19 protein-coding genes and 1 riboswitch are annotated in these 17,486 nt (G+C 67.6%); of the genes, 7 read left to right on the top strand and 12 right to left on the bottom strand.

The features are described 5' to 3' along the window. The first annotated feature begins 497 nt into the window (after positions 1 to 497). Positions 498 to 1,874, top strand: coding sequence for a DNA repair protein RadA (gene radA, locus ACQPYS_RS01735; protein ID WP_433491522.1), 1,377 nt, complete (start codon positions 498 to 500; stop codon positions 1,872 to 1,874). 7 nt (positions 1,875 to 1,881) lie between these two features. On the opposite strand, the gene ACQPYS_RS01730 is transcribed toward radA, so the two are convergent. Together ACQPYS_RS01730 and ACQPYS_RS01725 are read right to left on the bottom strand one after the other, a co-directional pair. Then, on the bottom strand, positions 1,882 to 2,550 hold the full coding sequence (locus ACQPYS_RS01730; RefSeq protein WP_433491521.1) for a hypothetical protein: 669 nt from the start codon (positions 2,548 to 2,550) through the stop codon (positions 1,882 to 1,884). Positions 2,551 to 2,628: 78 nt separating this feature from the next. Next, positions 2,629 to 3,252: a carbonic anhydrase gene (locus ACQPYS_RS01725; RefSeq protein WP_063035352.1), complete on the bottom strand. Its 624-nt coding sequence runs from the start codon at positions 3,250 to 3,252 to the stop codon at positions 2,629 to 2,631. Between the two features lie 181 nt (positions 3,253 to 3,433). Here ACQPYS_RS01725 and ACQPYS_RS01720 point away from each other — a divergent pair, with 181 nt between their 5' ends. Beyond that, positions 3,434 to 4,294: an A/G-specific adenine glycosylase gene (locus ACQPYS_RS01720; protein WP_245664472.1), complete on the top strand. Its 861-nt coding sequence runs from the start codon at positions 3,434 to 3,436 to the stop codon at positions 4,292 to 4,294. 21 nt (positions 4,295 to 4,315) lie between these two features. Here the strand turns inward: ACQPYS_RS01720 and ACQPYS_RS01715 are convergent, their stop codons facing one another. Continuing rightward, complete coding sequence (locus ACQPYS_RS01715; protein WP_063035350.1) at positions 4,316 to 5,083, bottom strand: alpha/beta fold hydrolase; 768 nt, start codon at positions 5,081 to 5,083, stop codon at positions 4,316 to 4,318. A 123-nt stretch (positions 5,084 to 5,206) separates the two neighbouring features. Here ACQPYS_RS01715 and mhuD point away from each other — a divergent pair, with 123 nt between their 5' ends. The 4 genes from mhuD to ACQPYS_RS01695 all read left to right on the top strand — a co-directional run bounded on the left by mhuD (position 5,207) and on the right by ACQPYS_RS01695 (position 7,278). Continuing rightward, positions 5,207 to 5,521: a mycobilin-forming heme oxygenase MhuD gene (gene mhuD, locus ACQPYS_RS01710; protein ID WP_039821787.1), complete on the top strand. Its 315-nt coding sequence runs from the start codon at positions 5,207 to 5,209 to the stop codon at positions 5,519 to 5,521. Between the two features lie 69 nt (positions 5,522 to 5,590). Continuing rightward, a riboswitch (cobalamin riboswitch) is annotated at positions 5,591 to 5,738 on the top strand. Between the two features lie 36 nt (positions 5,739 to 5,774). Further along, positions 5,775 to 5,969, top strand: a complete 195-nt coding sequence (locus ACQPYS_RS01705) for a CbtB domain-containing protein (protein ID WP_063035311.1) — start codon at positions 5,775 to 5,777, stop codon at positions 5,967 to 5,969. Then, positions 5,960 to 6,757 (top strand): CbtA family protein, encoded by a 798-nt coding sequence (locus ACQPYS_RS01700; RefSeq protein WP_433491520.1) that lies wholly within the window; start codon positions 5,960 to 5,962, stop codon positions 6,755 to 6,757. The genes ACQPYS_RS01705 and ACQPYS_RS01700 overlap by 10 nt, the downstream gene beginning before the upstream one ends. A gap of 35 nt (positions 6,758 to 6,792) precedes the next feature. Further along, on the top strand, positions 6,793 to 7,278 hold the full coding sequence (locus tag ACQPYS_RS01695; RefSeq protein WP_063035309.1) for a hypothetical protein: 486 nt from the start codon (positions 6,793 to 6,795) through the stop codon (positions 7,276 to 7,278). 46 nt (positions 7,279 to 7,324) lie between these two features. On the opposite strand, the gene ACQPYS_RS01690 is transcribed toward ACQPYS_RS01695, so the two are convergent. Beyond that, the gene (locus ACQPYS_RS01690) at positions 7,325 to 7,768 is read right to left on the bottom strand and encodes an OsmC family peroxiredoxin (RefSeq protein ID WP_063035308.1); all 444 of its coding nucleotides are present in this window, start codon (positions 7,766 to 7,768) and stop codon (positions 7,325 to 7,327) included. 55 nt (positions 7,769 to 7,823) lie between these two features. Beyond that, positions 7,824 to 8,276 (bottom strand): SRPBCC family protein, encoded by a 453-nt coding sequence (locus ACQPYS_RS01685; protein WP_063035307.1) that lies wholly within the window; start codon positions 8,274 to 8,276, stop codon positions 7,824 to 7,826. A gap of 185 nt (positions 8,277 to 8,461) precedes the next feature. Between ACQPYS_RS01685 and ACQPYS_RS01680 the strand changes: the two genes are divergently transcribed. Beyond that, positions 8,462 to 9,580 carry a sensor histidine kinase gene (locus ACQPYS_RS01680; RefSeq protein ID WP_433491519.1) on the top strand — a complete coding sequence of 373 codons (1,119 nt, stop codon included), beginning with the start codon at positions 8,462 to 8,464 and terminating at the stop codon, positions 9,578 to 9,580. Between the two features lie 9 nt (positions 9,581 to 9,589). Here the strand turns inward: ACQPYS_RS01680 and ACQPYS_RS01675 are convergent, their stop codons facing one another. The 7 genes from ACQPYS_RS01675 to ACQPYS_RS01645 all read right to left on the bottom strand — a co-directional run bounded on the left by ACQPYS_RS01675 (position 9,590) and on the right by ACQPYS_RS01645 (position 17,438). Next, a complete protein-coding gene (locus ACQPYS_RS01675; RefSeq protein ID WP_174551668.1) occupies positions 9,590 to 10,240 on the bottom strand; it encodes a vWA domain-containing protein in 651 nt (216 codons plus the stop codon). Positions 10,241 to 10,400: 160 nt separating this feature from the next. Next, positions 10,401 to 12,956 (bottom strand): ATP-dependent Clp protease ATP-binding subunit, encoded by a 2,556-nt coding sequence (locus ACQPYS_RS01670; protein ID WP_063035305.1) that lies wholly within the window; start codon positions 12,954 to 12,956, stop codon positions 10,401 to 10,403. Between the two features lie 305 nt (positions 12,957 to 13,261). Continuing rightward, the gene (locus tag ACQPYS_RS01665) at positions 13,262 to 13,822 is read right to left on the bottom strand and encodes an FHA domain-containing protein (RefSeq protein ID WP_433491518.1); all 561 of its coding nucleotides are present in this window, start codon (positions 13,820 to 13,822) and stop codon (positions 13,262 to 13,264) included. 319 nt (positions 13,823 to 14,141) lie between these two features. Beyond that, positions 14,142 to 14,501, bottom strand: a complete 360-nt coding sequence (locus ACQPYS_RS01660; RefSeq protein ID WP_063035303.1) for a histone-like nucleoid-structuring protein Lsr2 — start codon at positions 14,499 to 14,501, stop codon at positions 14,142 to 14,144. Between the two features lie 117 nt (positions 14,502 to 14,618). Next, positions 14,619 to 16,085 carry a lysine--tRNA ligase gene (gene lysS, locus ACQPYS_RS01655; RefSeq protein ID WP_431941919.1) on the bottom strand — a complete coding sequence of 489 codons (1,467 nt, stop codon included), beginning with the start codon at positions 16,083 to 16,085 and terminating at the stop codon, positions 14,619 to 14,621. 295 nt (positions 16,086 to 16,380) lie between these two features. After that, entirely contained in the window at positions 16,381 to 16,803 is a 423-nt protein-coding gene (locus ACQPYS_RS01650) for a rhodanese-like domain-containing protein (RefSeq protein ID WP_063035347.1), read from the bottom strand. Positions 16,804 to 16,811: 8 nt separating this feature from the next. Continuing rightward, on the bottom strand, positions 16,812 to 17,438 hold the full coding sequence (locus ACQPYS_RS01645) for a cysteine dioxygenase (RefSeq protein WP_433491517.1): 627 nt from the start codon (positions 17,436 to 17,438) through the stop codon (positions 16,812 to 16,814). Positions 17,439 to 17,486: the final 48 nt, after the last annotated feature.

Here is a 17,486-nt window from a genome sequence, read left to right as displayed (position 1 = left end):
GGGGGATGTGGGTTTGCCGGCGGAGGTGCTGTGTTTTCGGCGCGCTGGCGCGCGCGGGGTCGAGGCCCCCTTGGTCTCGCCGTTTCGGCCTCGGGACTCGAGTCTTCGGCTCATGCGATGTGCGGTGGGCCGTCCATAGAGAGCGACCGTTGAACACCTTCGGCCAAGGGGCGAGACGGGCGGCAACCCTTCGAGGTGTCTCGTAAAACTCGACGCACGTGGGTTACGTCGGTACCCGATGTCCGTGTCGGATGCCGACTCGACCGCCCGGCCGACCTGGCACCTGATCACTTCCACGAATAGCAGCGCCTGCTCGGTGCCGAGTCTTACGAGGCCCTGAAAGGGTCGAGGCCCGTCCCGCCGTTCAGGCCTCGAAGCGCATGCGGCGAAGCCGCGAGTCTCGAGGCCTGAACGGCGGGACCTTCGGGGGCCTCGACCCCGCGGCGCCGAAGGCGCCGCCAATAAACACTGTCGGCGGGGCTGCGTAGGGTGCGGCTGTGGCAGGGACCAAGAACAAAGCCGTCTATCGGTGTTCGGAGTGTGCGCACGAGGTCGCCAAATGGGTCGGTAAATGTCCCGGCTGCGGGTCCTGGGGGACCGTGGACGAGGCGATGCCGGTGGCGGCCGCGGCGGCGGGGTCGGCGCGGAAGGCGATGCTCCCGAGTACCGCCGCGGCGCCGATCTCCCGGATCGATTCGCAGACCACCACGGCGCGGCCCACAGGGGTTTCCGAGCTGGACCGGGTGCTCGGTGGCGGGATCGTCGCAGGGTCGGTGGTGTTGCTGTCCGGCGAGCCGGGGGTGGGTAAATCGACCTTGCTGCTCGAGGTGGCGCATCGCTGGGCGCGCCAGCGCGACGAGCGGGCTCTCTACGTCACCGCGGAGGAATCGGCGGGACAGGTGCGGTTGCGTGCCGACCGGACGGGTGCGGTGCACGACCGGGTGTATCTGGCCGCCGAATCCGATCTCTCGGTGGTGCTCGGGCATGTCGATCAGGTGAAACCCACACTGTTGGTGGTCGATTCGGTACAGACGATGCTGGCCGCCGATACCGACGGCGTGATCGGGGGTGTCACCCAGGTGCGCGCGGTGACCGCGGCGCTGACCTCACTGGCGAAGGCGAGCGGTATCGCCGTACTGCTGGTGGGGCATGTCACCAAGGACGGCGCGGTCGCCGGGCCGCGCACCCTGGAACATCTGGTCGATGTGGTGCTGCAATTCGAGGGCGACAAGAACACCACATTGCGGATGGTGCGCGGGATCAAGAACCGGTTCGGCAGCGCGGACGAGGTGGGCTGTTTCGAACTCCACGACGACGGAATCGCCTGTGTGACAGACCCTTCCGGCCTGTTCCTGCACCATCGCGCGGATTCGGTGCCGGGTACGGCGGTCACCGTCGCGATGGACGGGAAGCGGCCGCTGGTCGGCGAGGTACAGGGGCTCACGGTGGAAACGCAGGCACCGGCACCCCGCCGGGCCGTCAGCGGACTGGACTACAACCGGGTGGCCATGGTGCTGGCGGTGCTGCAGAGCCGGTGCGGTGTCTATGTCGGTAAACAGGATGTCTACGCGGCCACCGTGGGCGGTATGCGGCTCACCGAACCGGCCGCGGACCTCGCCGTCGCACTCGCCATCGCCAGCGCGGCTCGCGATACAGCGCTACCGCCCGGTTGGGTGATCCTCGGCGAGGTGGGGCTGGCCGGGGAGGTCCGGCGGATCACCTCGGTGACCCGCCGGCTCGCCGAGGCCGAACGACTCGGGTTCACCACCGCGGTGGTGCCGCCGGGTACCGACGGCAAGGCCACACCGATGACCCTGCACGAGGCGTCCGGCCTGCGCGGCGCGCTGCGGTTGGCCGGCCTGACCAAGAAATGACTCCCGCTCAGGCGATATTGAAAGGTTCGGGCGCGCTGCGCACCGAACCCATCTGCGCCACCACGTTGTAGGCGCCCGCGGGTACCTGCACCCGCTCCCCCGCGCATTCCGGCTGCGAGGTCGCGCCGGTCCAGGTGACCGTGAACGCGGCCTGCTCACCGCGGTCGAGGGTGCGCACATCCGGGTCGCCGTCGGGGAAACAGTCCGTGCTCGCCCACAGTTGCCGCCCACCGTCGAGCGAGTGCACGGATACGCGCTGCAGCCCGGATCCCACGTCCCGGGTACACGCCGCACCGGAGATATTGGTGATCACGATCCCGAACACCGGCTCTTCACCAACCTGGTAGGTGGGCTGCCCCACCGACACCTTGATGGCCAGTGACTGGTCGGCGCATTGACCGGCGGCCGCCGGGGTGGGTTCGCTGCTGCGCGTAGCCGATGTCGTGCCGGACGCACGCGTGCCGGTCGCCGTGGTGGACGATGCGGCCGGCCCCGGGCCGGGCTCGGTGGTCTCGGAGGCCGATGCCACCGCGGCGGCATCGGGCGCGTCACCGCCCCGGGAGACGGTGACGGCCAGCCAGATCACCACCGCGAGCGCGACCACGAGCGCGCCGATGGCGAACACACGACGCCGCCAGTAGATCTCCGGCGGTAACGGTCCTGTCGGTTCCAACACGTGTCAACGGTAAGCGCAGCGGGCGGCAGCGGTCGTCAACGGCACACCCGAAGGTGCCGCCGGCAGCCGCCCACGGAGTCAGACGGTCTCGCCGATATTGCCGACCACGCGGTGTAGCTTCGCCCGGCCGTCGACCAGTTTGTAGGTGACGCAGGCGATCGCGCATTTACCGGCCTGCACCCGCTCGGACACGATCATCGACCGTTCCATCAGCAGGCTGCTGGTCTCCACCACGTGGCGGGCTTCGAGCTCGTCCACCGATTCGAGCCCCTCGCGGCGCCCGATCAGCATCGACGGCGTGACCTTCTCGACGATGCTGCGGATGAATCCGCCGGGCACCTCGCCGCCGTCCAGCGCGTCCAGCGTCGCTTTCACCGCACCGCAGCTGTCGTGGCCGAGTACCACGATCAGCGGTACATCGAGCACACCGACGCCGTATTCGATCGATCCCAGCACCGCGGCGTCGATGACGTGGCCCGCGGTGCGGACCACGAACATATCGCCGAGACCCTGGTCGAAGATCAGTTCCGCGGCGACTCGGGAGTCTCCGCAACCGAATAGCACGGCGGTCGGATGCTGGCCGGCGACGAGCTTGGCTCGATCGGCGGCTCCCTGACTAGGATGCAGCAGCGTGCCGTTCACGAAGCGCTCGTTTCCCTCGCGCAGCGACTTCCAGGCACTTACCGGGTTGGACTGAGGCATGGTGTCCATTCTGCACGATTTGATGTGCTCGCTTGCTTCCGTCCCGTTACAGCGCGGCGTCGGGCCACGCCGAACCGGTGGAACTGCACGGTGAGGTGGATGGAGTGGGTCGGTGAGCAGCGCAGGTATCGGGAAGCCGGGTTCGGGCGGGCGCGGTGTCGTGTCGATCGAACCCGGCGCGATCGACTCCGACACCCTGATCGATTGGTACACGCGGACGGCCCGGGACCTACCCTGGCGGCGGCCCGGAGTGAGCGCTTGGCAGATCCTGATGAGCGAGATCATGCTGCAGCAGACGCCGGTGTCGCGGGTGGAACCGATCTGGCGGGAATGGGTGCGACGCTGGCCGGTGCCCTCGGCCATGGCGGCGGCGAGCGCGGGTGAGGTGCTGCGGGCCTGGGGGAAACTCGGCTATCCGCGCCGAGCCCTGCGCCTGCACGAATGCGCCCAGGTCCTCGCCGCCGAGCACGGTGACCAGGTGCCCGACGATGTCGAAGTGCTGCTCGGGCTGCCCGGCATCGGCGCCTACACGGCGCGGGCGGTCGCCTGTTTCGCCTATGGGCAACGAGTCCCGGTGGTGGACACGAATGTCCGTCGGGTGGTGGCCCGGGCCGTGCACGGCCGGGAGGCCGGTAATCCGGCCGCCCGCGATCTACGGGAAACCGAGGCGCTGCTGCCCGGCCGGATCGACCGGGCAGCGGTGTTCTCGGCGGCCCTGATGGAACTCGGCGCGACGGTGTGCGCCGCGCGGACCCCGGATTGCGGGCGCTGCCCGCTGCCGCGTTGCGCGTGGGTCGCCGCGGGCCGGCCGGCGGCCGAGTCGGTACGCCGGACGCAGAAGTACGAGGGTACCGACCGGCAGGCGCGGGGGCGGCTGCTCGACGTGCTGCGGGCCGCGCACGCGCCGGTGGAACGCGTCCGGCTGGATCTCGCCTGGACCCGCGATCCCGGCCAGCGCGACCGCGCATTGGATTCGCTGCTGGTGGACGGGTTGATCGAGCAGACCGACGATGGACGGTTCGCCCTGGCCGGAGAGGGCTGACGCCCGCCGCGGCCGGAGCGCTCAGGTCTCGGCGACAGTTCCGGGGACTCCGCGCAGGCGCGCGAGGAAACGCTCCACCTCGGCCCGGTAGTACGCCGGCTGGTCATCGTGCACCAGGTGACCCGCATCGGGAACCAGGACATGTTCGGCGGCGGGATGTAATTCGGCCATCCGGCGCATCTGCCCCGGCGGGGTGATCGTGTATTCGCCTTCTAGCAGCAGCGTAGGGACGGTGAGCCTGCCCCACTCCGCCCAGAACGACCGGGCACCCCACTCCTCCGAGATATCCCGGAAGGTGGCCACCTCGCCGTGCAACCGGTAACCGTCCGGGCCCCGCTGGAACGAATCCCGGAAGTAACGGCCGGCGACCGGGCCGAAATGCGCCACCAGGGCGGCCTCGTCCGCGAAGGGCTGCGGCCAGGCCTCGACCATCGCGGCCCAGTGGGCAGCGGTACGGCCGGTGAAATCGGCTGCCATATCCTCCACCACCAGCCCGCGCACCCGGTTCGGATGCGTGGCCGCGAACACCCAGCCGTGCAGACCACCCATGGAATGCCCGATCACGATCATCGGCTCGGCGATGCGCGCGGTGGCGGCGGCCAGATCGGCGACGAAAGCGTCGGTGGTGAGTTCGGGCGGTGCGGGGCGCCCGTGCCCGGCGGCGTCGAAGGTGAACACCCGGCCGTGGTCACGCAACCACCGGACCTGGTTCTGCCAGGTACGGGCGCTGCCCATCAACCCGTGCAGCAGCAGTATCGGGATCCCGGTCCCGCCTTCGTCGTGCAACACCGGGCCGAGTTTATTCACAACCCTCCACAGGGCGGGGTCGGCGCCACCGGGCGGTGCACGTAGTGACCCGCTGTGGCGTGCGGCACTGTCCCTCCCGGACTCGCGATACCTAAGCTCAGGGGTATGGCTGTTGTGAAGATCAATGCGATCGAGGTCCCCGAGGGCGCGGGTCCCGAGCTGGAGAAGCGGTTCGCCCATCGCGCGCACGCGGTCGAAAACTCCCCGGGGTTTCTCGGCTTCCAATTGTTGCGGCCCACGGCCGGCGAGAATCGGTATTTCGTGGTCACCCAGTGGGATTCCGAGGAGTCCTTCGCGGCGTGGCGCGACGGCCCCGCCAAAGAGGCACATGCCGGACAGCAGAACAAGCCTGTCGCCACCGGCGCTTCACTGCTGGAGTTCGAGGTCGTACTCGATGTAGCGGGTAAACCCGCGTCCTGATCGCCTCCCCCACACCGGCCACGCCGCCGACCACCGGCGGCGTGGCCGGTGATCGTTCGTGGACATATTGACGGCGGCGACGGCCGGTGTCACAGTTCGAGGTGAAAGCAAAGGTGATGCGGTAATCCGGTGAGAACCCGGAGCGGTCGCGCCACTGTGATGTCCGCGCCGGAACGGGTGGGCAGAGTCAGACACCGGCACCTGCGCACAACTCGCGAACCGGACGCGAGCATCCGGATGAGGAGGACCCACCATGGCCATAGCCCATGTCCCGAGCAGGGCCGCCGATACGGCGGCGACAGTGCTCGTCACAGTAGGCGTCGTCCTGCTGGCACTGCTGACGCTCTACCTGGTCGGATTCGATCAAGGCGCCGTATCGCGCGGCGGTATGTTCCTGCACGAGCTGATGCACGACGGGCGCCACCTGCTGGGTGTCCCGTGCCATTGAGTGGATCTTTCGGTGCCCTGCTGCTCCGTGGTCTGCTCGCCGGCCTGATCGCCGGTCTCCTCGCGGGTGTCGTCGGAAATTTCGTCGGCGAGCCCAAGGTCGATGCCGCCATCGCCATCGAGGAGGCCGCGGCTCCCACGCCGGAGCATGCCCAGGATTCGGGTACCGGACATACGCACGGGGAGACAGCGCACACGCACGGGGACGAGGCCGTGGTGAGCAGGCCGTGGCAGAAATTCGGGCAGTTCCTGGCAGACGCCCTGGCCGGGATGGCGTTCGGGGCGATCGTGGCGACCGCGGCGCATTACGCCCGGCGGTTCACCGCGCTGCCCGGTCATCGGTTGATACTCGGGCTGGGCCTGGGCGGCTGGGTCGCGGTGGTGGCAGTGCCGTTCTTCAAGTATCCGGCCAACCCACCGGCGGTCGGTGACCCGGAGACGATCAACGAGCGCACCCTGCTCTGGCTGGCCTCGGTGGTGCTGGGCCTGGTGGCCGTCGCGGCCGGTGTGTACATCTGGAAGGCGCTGCGGCCGCGGCCCGAATCCCTCCGGCTCGTCGCGGCCGCGGCCGGATTCGTACTGGTAATCACCCTCGGCTACGTGCTGTTGCCCGGGGTGAACGAAGTGGGGGCCGACTTCCCGGCCTCGCTGCTGTGGGAGTTCCGCGCCGCGTCGCTGGCCGTATCCACCGCGCTGTGGGTCGGGATCGCTCTGGCCTTCGCCGCGCTCACCGAGTGGAGCAACCGCGGTGGTACCCGGGTAGCGGAGGCTGCTGCTACAGCGGGTTGATCCGGGGAGCGGTAGTCACCGGGCATGGTCGAGGTATGCACGACACCACGCTCGCCCACCCGGACAGTCCACTCGCCCGGCGGCCCGCAGCCGTCACCATCGCCTTCGTCGCGCTCGTGGCGGCCGTGGGCTGCGGTATCACCGAAGCCGCGGTCCGGGGCGCATTGCTGGGCGACGCAGCGGATATCGGCGAACTCACCGGCGGTTGGCTACTGCGCGCCGGGATCTACCTGGCGGTTCTCGGTGTCGCGTGGCGGATGCTGCGAGGCGAACGCTGGGCCAGGAATCTGCTCGCCGCCGGGATAGGCGTGGTCGGTACGGCCTCATTGGTGGTGGAGCCTGTTCGGATGCTCGCGAACGGAGGCGCCGGTGTGTTCGCCGATATGAGCGCCGCGACCGTATTCCTGGCGCTCACCCGGGCCGGCCATCTATGCGCGGTATTCGTCGCGATCCCCGCCATGTACACACGGGGCGCCCGGGCGTGGTTCCGGGCCGGACACGGCGCCGGTAGGCCCTGGTAAAGGCCCTTCCCTGTCCCGGGCCCGCGCGGGGCCCGGGACAGGCATCTCAGGATTCCAGCGCCGCGTCCAGGGTGATGTCGTCCACTCCGCCCAGGGCCTTGCTCACCGGGCATCCGGCCTTGGCCGCAGCGGCCGCGGCGGCGAAACCCGCCTCGTCGAGGCCGGATACCCGGCCACGTACCTTCAGTGCGATCCGGCTGATCCGGAAACCGCCCGCCGGGTCGGGGCCCAGGGTCACCGCGGCCGAGACGTCGAGGCTCTGCGGGGTACCGCCGGCCTGAGCGATCTCGTTCGACAGCGCCATCGCGTAGCAGGACGAATGTGCCCCGGCGATCAGTTCCTCCGGGCTGGTTGTGCCGTCGGCGTCATCGGCCGACCGCTTCGGGAACGACACCTCGTACTTACCGACCCCCGAGCTGATCAGCTCGACCTGGCCGGAGCCGTCCTGGAGACCACCGGTCCATGCGGTGCGCGCGGTACGTGTGGGCATCACGATCCTTTCGAAGACGATTCGTTGTGAGTCGGACTCGAACCTACTAGTACCCTCACTTCGTCGCAGTTCGTTCGTCGAGGCGGGCCAGCACCGCGGGCCAGACGTCCCGATGCCGGTCGCGGGCCGCTTCGTCGGCAAAACCGCTGTGCCGCAACCGCAACCGGATGCCACGGGGTTGTTTGACCAGTTCCACCCGCACCACCGTTTCCGCGCCCTCGGTGCCGCCGGCGCCGGTCACCCAGGTCATTTCGACGAGCCGGCCCGGTTCCAGACGGAGGAAGCGGCCGTAATGCGGCCGAGAGTTCCCCTCCTCCCGGGTCTCGAAATAGAACGGCTCGTTCACCTCGGGCCGCATCCGCACCGAGGACGGTTCCGCGAACCAGATATCGAAGCCCTGGGTCCACGCCAAGTAGAGGAGTTCGGGTGAAGCGGTCATCACCCGCTCCACGGTGAGTTCGTACGGCCGTGTGGACAGGTCCGGTACACGCACTTGCTGGTCGACCATCACTGGACCATACCCGCGCCGGGGCGGGTACTGCCGCAGATGCGGTGATCACGCGCCGCTGCCGACCGGCCCACCCGGAACCGGCGCATTCGTCATCGGAATACCATTGCGGCACCGGTAATCCGGGTGTGCGCCGACGACCGAGCACAACAGGCGAATAGGGTGGTGCAGGTGGAGAGTGCGCGATGACGGGCTGGCAGATGGTCGGGCTACTGGGCTGGGTCGCGCTGGCCGCGGCGCTGTTCGAAGTGCTGCGGCACCGTCGCCTACTCGCACAGACCCGGCAGGCCCTGGACACCGCCGAACGCATGGCGGCGCGGCAGCAGCGGGAACTCGAGGTCGGCACAGAGCGCCTGCTGATCGCCCGGGAGCTGCACGATGTGGTGGGGCACAATCTCTCGCTCATCAATGTGCAGGCCGGAATGGCTCTCCAGCAGGTGGAGAACAAGTCCGCGAAAGCGGCGGGGACGGTCGCCGAGATCAAAACCACCAGCCGCAGCGCGCTCGAGGATGTGCAGGCACTGCGCCACGCGATCCAGGCGGTGGAGCCCGTATCCGGCACACCCGCGCAGCCGCGCCGCGATCACGACCCTGCCGACGCCGCGGATATCGGTCCGCGCGAGCGTGCGAGACGTTCGCGCCGAGGTGGTTTCGGCCGCCGCGAACGGCCCGGCGCCGACCAGCCGCGAGCGAACGGCTCCAGCGCGGGCCGCCCACCGGCCGCCGCCCAAGCGCCGTCCCCACCACCACCTCGCGAACCCGACCCCACCATGTCCGACCTGGACGAACTCCTGCGCAAACCCCGGCTGGCGGGGCTGACGGTGCACACCCGGGTCCTGGGGACCCCCGATTCCCTGCCCGCGGCGATCGACGAGGCGGCCACCCAGATCGTCCAGGAATCCCTGGCCAATGTCGTGCGCCACGCCCCGGGCTCCGAGGCCACCGTGACGGTGCGCTACACCGGTGATTCGGTGGATCTCACCGTCGACAACACCCGTCCCACCGGCAAACCCGAACACGCCGGCCCCACCCGTGGGATGGGGATCATCGCCATGCGGGAACGCACTCACGCGCTCGGTGGCGCATTGACCGCCGGCCCCAAACCCAGCGGCGGCTACCGGGTCGCCGCGCGGCTACCGAGCCGCCCACTGCGGATCGCGATCGACCCCGATGCGCGGCCCCCGACCCGTAACGAGCCCGGCGACAACGATTCTCGCCGGCCGCCGGCACCGGTAGCGGTGACCTCCGAACCACGCGGAAGCGGCGGCTCCCCGGCCGATCCGGGACCCGCAGCACCCGAGTGACCCCGCGGTTCAGCCCGGGTTCGCGTCGCGACGCTCCTGCTCGGTGAACCCGGCCGCGCGGGCCGAGTCCGGTGCGCCCGCCGGGGCCTGTAGCCGCCGTGAGTACGCCCCTGCTGCCCGGAATACCCCGGCGACGCCCGCCGGCGCCGCCCCGTAGGTGATGGACTGCTGCGGGGCGAAGCCGAGACCGCTCCCGATCTCGACCGCGTCCATATTGGCGCCGAGAAACAGAAAATCCCAGCTGTAGACGTTCTGCTGCTGCTCGATCAGTGACCGCACGGCGGCATGCGTCCATTCGCGGCTCGAATTCTCGTGCCCGTCGGTGAGGACGACCACGATCACGGTGCCGGGCCGCTCCTCCTCCGGCCGGGCGGCCAGTTCCGCACCGAGATCGGTGACCGATCTGCCGATGGCGTCGTAGAGCGCGGTGCCGCCGCGCGGCTGCAGGACCGGCGGCGGGACCTGATCGATCGGGACATTCGAGTACACACATTCGTACTCGGTATCGAATTGCGCGAGGGTGACCCGCACTGCCTTCTCGACCTGCCGCTGCTCCTCGAAATAGGCGGCCAACCCACCCTCGGTATCGGATTTGATGGTCTGCATGGAGCCGGAACGGTCGAGCAGAACCGCGATCGTGGTCAGATCCGGATTCGTCATGGTGATACCCCCGATTCGTATCGAATGAACTGCCGTCACCGTACGCGCGCGCACCGACCGGAATGTCCCCCGCAGACCGGCAGGCGCGTCCTCTCACCCACACGAAAGGGCCTGCCCACCGGTGTGATACCGGCGGGCAGGCCCTCTGCCGACCTGTCGGCTACTCGCCCGAAGCGGCTTCGGTCGAACCCTCGGAGGCGCCGGTGAGCACGACCTCGGGCTTCTTCTCGCCGTCTTCCTTGGTGAGCTTGGCCTTCGGTGCGAAGGTGAAGCGGGCGTCCTCGCCGGAGCCTTCGCCGTCCCAACCCTCGACATCGACCTGGACGGTCTGACCGGGGCCGATCTCGCCGAAGAGGATCTTCTCCGAGAGCTGGTCCTCGATCTCGCGCTGGATGGTGCGGCGCAGCGGCCGGGCACCGAGCACGGGGTCGAAACCACGCTTGGCCAGCAGGCTCTTGGCGTTCTCGGTGAGCGTGATCGCCATATCCTTGGCCTTCAGCTGCCGCTCGACGCGGGCGATCATCAAATCCACCATTTCCACGATCTGCTCGGTGGTGAGCTGGTGGAAGACGATCACATCGTCGATACGGTTGAGGAACTCCGGCCGGAAGTGCTTCTTCAGCTCGTCGTTGACCTTGAGTTTCATCCGCTCGTAGTTCGATCCCTCCGCATTGCTCTGCGAGAAGCCCAGACCCACGGCCTTCGAGATATCGGAGGTACCGAGGTTCGAGGTGAAGATCAGCACCGTGTTCTTGAAGTCCACGGTCCGGCCCTGGCCGTCGGTGAGGCGGCCGTCCTCGAGCACCTGCAACAGAGTGTTGTAGATCTCCTGGTGGGCCTTCTCGATCTCGTCGAACAGCACGACCGAGAACGGCTTGCGGCGCACCTTCTCGGTGAGCTGGCCACCCTCTTCGTAGCCGACGTACCCGGGCGGGGCACCGAACAGCCGCGACGCGGTGAAACGGTCGTGGAACTCGCCCATATCGATCTGAATGAGCGCGTCGTCGTCGCCGAAGAGGAAGTTCGCCAGCGCCTTGGACAGCTCGGTCTTACCGACACCGGACGGACCGGCGAAGATGAACGAGCCGGACGGACGCTTCGGATCCTTCAGACCCGCGCGGGTGCGGCGGATGGCCTTGGAGACGGCCTTGACCGCGTCCTCCTGGCCGATGATCCGCTTGTGCAGCTCGTCCTCCATGCGGAGCAGACGGGTGGTCTCCTCCTCGGTGAGCTTGAAGACGGGGATACCGGTCCAGTTGGCCAGCACCTCGGCGATCTGCTCGTCGTCGACCTCGGCCACGACATCCAGGTCACCGGAGCGCCACTGCTTCTCCCGCTCGGCCCGCTTGGCGACGAGCTGCTTCTCCTTGTCGCGCAGCCGCGCGGCCTTCTCGAAGTCCTGCGCGTCGATCGCCGATTCCTTCTCCCGGCGCGCGTCGGCGATCTTGTCGTCGAATTCGCGCAGGTCCGGCGGCGCGGTCATCCGGCGGATGCGCATCCGGGCGCCGGCCTCGTCGATCAGGTCGATCGCCTTGTCCGGGAGGAACCGGTCGTTGATATAGCGGTCGGCCAGAGTGGCCGCGGCCACCAGGGCACCGTCGGTGATGGACACCCGGTGGTGCGCCTCGTAGCGGTCGCGCAGACCTTTGAGGATATTGATCGTGTGCTCGACGGTCGGCTCGCCCACCTGCACCGGCTGGAACCGGCGCTCCAGGGCGGCGTCCTTCTCGATGTACTTGCGGTACTCGTCGAGGGTGGTGGCGCCGATGGTCTGCAGCTCTCCGCGGGCCAGCTTGGGCTTCAGGATGGAGGCCGCGTCGATAGCCCCCTCGGCGGCACCCGCGCCGACCAATGTGTGCAGCTCGTCGATGAACAGGATGATGTCGCCGCGGGTGTTGATCTCCTTGAGCACCTTCTTCAGGCGCTCTTCGAAATCACCGCGGTAGCGGCTGCCCGCGACCAGGGAACCCAGGTCGAGAGTGTAGAGCTGCTTGTCCTTCAGCGTCTCCGGGACCTCGCCGTTGACGATGGCCTGGGCCAGGCCCTCGACCACGGCTGTCTTACCGACACCGGGCTCGCCGATCAGGACCGGGTTGTTCTTGGTACGGCGGCTGAGCACCTGCATGACCCGCTCGATCTCCTTCGAGCGGCCGATGACGGGGTCGAGTTTGCCTTCCAGGGCCGCCTGGGTGAGGTTGCGGCCGAACTGGTCGAGCACCAGCGAAGTGGACGGGGTACCCGTCTCGCCCCGGGCGCCGGACTCCACGGGCTCCTTGCCCTGATACCCGGAGAGCAGCTGGATGACCTGCTGGCGGACCCGGTTGAGATCGGCGCCGAGCTTGACCAGCACCTGGGCCGCGACGCCCTCGCCCTCGCGGATCAGGCCGAGCAGGATGTGCTCGGTGCCGATGTAGTTGTGACCGAGCTGCAGCGCTTCGCGCAGGCTCAGTTCCAGCACCTTCTTGGCGCGGGGGGTGAACGGAATATGACCGGACGGGGCCTGCTGGCCCTGGCCGATGATCTCCTCGACCTGGCTGCGCACGCCCTCCAGCGAGATACCGAGCGACTCCAGGGACTTGGCCGCGACACCCTCACCCTCGTGGATCAGACCCAGCAGGATGTGCTCGGTGCCGATGTAGTTGTGGTTGAGCATCCGGGCCTCTTCTTGGGCCAGGACGACGACACGCCTCGCGCGGTCGGTGAACCTCTCGAACATCGCTCCCTCACTCTCCTGCTCCGGACTCTATGGCCGGCTGACGCCGTGGTGTGTCGTGGACAACCGTCGGCTTCAGCCTGCCATGAAGGCCAGGGGTTGCGGCCCCCGCCTCCCACTCTAGTTGGCAGGGGATTACGCCGCCGCCGCTCCACCCTAATGATGTGGGCCCGACAGCAGACCTATTCACTCATAACGCCCTTACCCACCGATTGGTTTCCCACTCCGGTTTTGCCCAGAGCGAACAGAACGACTCCCAGAGCTGGGGATATCGGATAGTCGGGGGGTGAGCGGCCGGGGGACGGCGGTCACAGATCGCGATCGGTGATCAGACCGCTGCGCATGGCCAGCGCGGCGAGCCGGACCCGCTTCTGGTTCTGCGGCAGGTCCTCGACCCCGAACTTGGCGAACAAGGCGCGCAGATGGGTCTTGACGGCGTCCACACTCAGGAACAGTTCATCGGCGATCTGCTGGTTCGTGGCGGGGGCCGCGAAACCGGCATCCCCTTCGAACGGGCGGCACAGCGCGACGAGCACACCCCGCTGCGCCTCGGTCAGTGAGCGCACGGTGGGCATACTGGCGCCGGAGGCGCGGGTGGCGTCGTCGGCGACACCGTTGAAGTCGTGGAAGGACACCAGCGAGGTGCCCACCCGGATACGGTCGCCGGGCATCAGCCGACGGCGGCCGTTGATGCGTTCGCCGTTGACGAACGTGCCGTTACGGGAGAGGCCGTCGTCCACGATGGTCCAGTGCGCGGCGAGGTATTCGACCGCGGCGTGCAACCGCGACACCTCGGCGTCCCAGCGCAGCGACAGATCGGCACTCGCGGAGCGGCCGACGGTGATCCGCTGCCGATCGGGGCTCAACATCACCTCGCACCTACGGCCTTCGTCATCGGTGAATCGAAGGAACGAACCGACGGATCCGGACACTGCGCCGATACCTCACCTCTCCATATCGGCAGCAACTGCCGAACACTGCGGACCTCTTGCACTGCGGCGCATGTGGCCCGGCCGATCACACCTATGGTGCCGGGCAGTCCGCCACTCGGGCAAGATGGAACGCCGCCGGGCGCAGCGGCCCCGGCGATCGACGCCGGGGCCAGCGGTAATTCCAAATAGCTATCGAGAAGACCAGCCGTCGGCGTGTTCCGCGAATAACCCGCACGCGCGACGGTTGAAAGAAGAACTATCCCTTCGCGGCCTTGTTGTACGCGTCGGTGATATCCGCGGAGATGCGGCCACGCGCGGAAACCTTGTGACCATTCCGGCGGGCCCACTCGCGAATAGCCGCGCTTTGTTCGCGATCCATGGTGGCGCGTGCCTTGGTGTTCCCGGATGCCGCGACAGCGGCCTTCACCCGACGCCGGCCGCTCACCCGGCGGGCACTGGTCACCCACTGCTCCAACTCGTCCCGAAGCTTCGTCGCATTCGTCGACGACAGGTCGATCTCGTACGACACCCCATCGATTGCGAACTCGATGGTCTCGTCCGCGATGGACTCACCGTCGACATCGTCGATCAGGCTAACGGTGACCTTCTTTGCCATGAGATGAACGTCCTCTCGAAATCGTGCGGCCCGCAATATCAGGCCGATTACCCGAGGCAAGAATACCTCGAATTCGGAAAATTCCAAGGCGAGCGGCCTGCTATGCAAACCGTTCGCTCAACGGCCTACCGGCCGCACTATTGGGAACAGTATCGTTTCCCGGATTCCCAATCCGGTGAGCGCCATCAACAACCTATCGATTCCCATACCGGTTCCGGTCGTCGGCGGCATCCCGTGTTCCATCGCGGCAAGGAAGTCTTCGTCGAGCACCATTGCCTCATCGTCACCGGCCGCGGCCAGGCGCGCCTGATCGACGAACCGCTCGCGCTGGATCACCGGATCCACCAACTCCGAATACCCGGTGGCCAACTCGAAGCCGCGGACATACAGATCCCACTTCTCGGTAACACCGGCCTGCGACCGGTGCTGCCTGGTCAGGGGGGACGTCTCCACTGGGAAATCACGGACGAAAGTCGGCACGTACAGCTTGTCGCCGTAGCAGTGCTCCCAGAGTTCCTCCACCAGTTTGCCGTGGCCGTAGCCCTTACCTTCGGGAATTTCCAGGCCGACCCGATCGGCTAGCTCGAGCAATTCCGGAACACTTGTTTCCGGGGTGATCTCCACCCCCGCCGACTCGGACAACGACGGATACATCTCGACCGTTGTCCACTCGCCGCTCAAGTCGTATTCCGAACCGTCGGCGAGGGTGACAACCTGCGTTCCCAGCGCTTCCTCGGCGACTTCTTGGATCAATTCCCGGGTCATGCGCGCGGAGTCGTCGTAGGTACCGTACGCCTCATAAGTTTCGAGCATCGCGAACTCGGGCGAATGGGTGGAATCGGCACCTTCGTTACGGAAGTTGCGATTGATCTCGAAGACCCGCTCGATCCCGCCGACCACGCACCGCTTCAGAAACAATTCCGGAGCAATGCGCAGGTAGAGATCCATATCGAGCGCATTGGAGTGGGTGCGGAAGGGCCGTGCGGCCGCGCCTCCGTGCAGCGTCTGCAGCATCGGCGTCTCGACCTCGAGGAAATCCCGGCGTTCCAGCGCATTGCGCAGTGCGCGCACCACCGCCACCCGGGTACGGGCCGTTCGGCGAGCCTCCGGACGCACGATCAGATCGACATAACGCTGCCGGACCCGCGTCTCCTCGCCCATCTCCTTGTGCGCTACCGGAAGGGGCCGCAGCGCCTTCGCGGCCATGGACCAGGAATCGGCCATGACACTCAATTCACCCGTACGCGATGAGATGACTTCGCCGTGTACGAAAACCATATCGCCGAGATCCACATCGGCCTTCCACGCCGCCAGCGCGTCCGCACCGACACCGTTCAGGCTCACCATGGCCTGCAATGTGGTGCCGTCGCCCTCCTGTAGCTGAGCGAAACACAATTTGCCGGTATTTCGCATGAAGATGACCCGGCCGGCCACACCGACGATCGTGCCGGTCGCGGTATCGGCCGCGAGATCCGGATAGGCGGCGCGGATTTCGGCCAGACCATGGGTGCGCGGCACCGAAACGGGATAGGCCTCCCCGCCCGATCCGAGCAGCCGCTCCCGCTTCTCCCGGCGGATCCGCATCTGCTCGGGGACGTCGTCGACCTCCACAGAGCGGCTGGATCGCCCCGCGGGAACAGCGCCCGCGGAGCCGCCGGATGACGAGATGTTCGGGTTGCTCACAGCGAACCACCCTAGCGTGCACCGCAAATCGATTCGTCATCCGCCCGCCCCAACCGCGCGATAAGGAATGACTTACGGAAGGCACAGCAGGGCGCCCCGGGAGAAATAGACCATTTGGTTGCTTAGAATTTTCCGGGTCGCCACCGCGCGACGGAAATGTATTGTCGTCCGGCCGCATTCGGCCGAGGACAACAATTCAGAGAACGGCGAGCGAACGAACTTCCCTGGTGAAGTGCGCGGCACCGGTGGCAACGGAACGCATACCGGCGGCTTCCAGCGCCTTGTACCCGCCGACCAGATCGGTCGCGCGGTGCAGCCCCAATTGGCGCAACGACGCCGCGGCGAGGCTGGAGGTGTAGCCCTCCGAGCACACCACCACCCACTCGACATCGTGGTCGGTGGCCAGCGCCAGGCGCGCCGAGCTGCTGGGATCGAGCCGCCACTCGAGCACATTTCGTTCGATGACCAGGGCTCCGGGCAGTGCCCCTTCCCTGGCCCGCTGCGCCGCAGGCCGGATATCGACCAGAATCGCCCCGCGGGCGAGCGCGCCGGGCAGTTCTACGGGATGGATCCGCCGCAATTGCGCGCGGGCCTGGTCCAGCATCTGATCAATGGTCAGTCGCGACATCAGAGGTCACCTTCGGGCTGGTCGGTGAGAACGGTGTGAGTGCGCCGCAGGCTGCCGTGTCCGGTCACTTCGTAATAGGACATGGCGGTGAGCGGCGGCGAGTAGGCATGCACGCTGAGCGTGGGATCCAGCGGGCCGGTACCGGACGGGCCGGATACCGCGCTCCGGTCGGGGGTGCGCACGACATCGTGCACCCAGCCGATGGGGAACGCGGCCTGATCACCGGCGGAAAGCACCCGGTGTCGCAATTCGGTTCCGTTCCAGCGGTATTCGGCCAGCGCCCCGCTGAGTACGGTGAGCGCCCCGAGCGAACCGGCGTGATCGTGCAGTTTCGTGGATTTGTCCGGGGTCCAGCTGATCAGCCAGACATCGACCTCGTCGTCGGCGACCAGGCGGGTGGCCCAGCGGTCGACCGCCGGCCACAGACCGTCCGCGGGAAGCAGGTGGTCGTACCGTCCGGCGAGCACATCCTCACCGGTCTCGTCGGTCAGGCGCAGCAGATCGGCCGGGCGCAGCCGCGTGGGCAGTGCCGGGGAGATCGGGCGATCGGGAATCGGATTCGCGGCCGCGGCGGAAGTGTCACGGGCCGACCGACGCACAACGGACGAGAGAACAGGCGAATGCATGAGCGCATCTCCAGGAAGTGAAAGAAACGGTCGAGGACTGCAGAATGC

Origin of the sequence: Nocardia grenadensis (assembly GCF_050942415.1) — a bacterium.
GTDB lineage: Bacteria > Actinomycetota > Actinomycetes > Mycobacteriales > Mycobacteriaceae > Nocardia > Nocardia grenadensis.
Note: the sequence above shows the minus strand (reverse complement) of the source record. Positions and strands in the feature narration are given on the sequence as shown.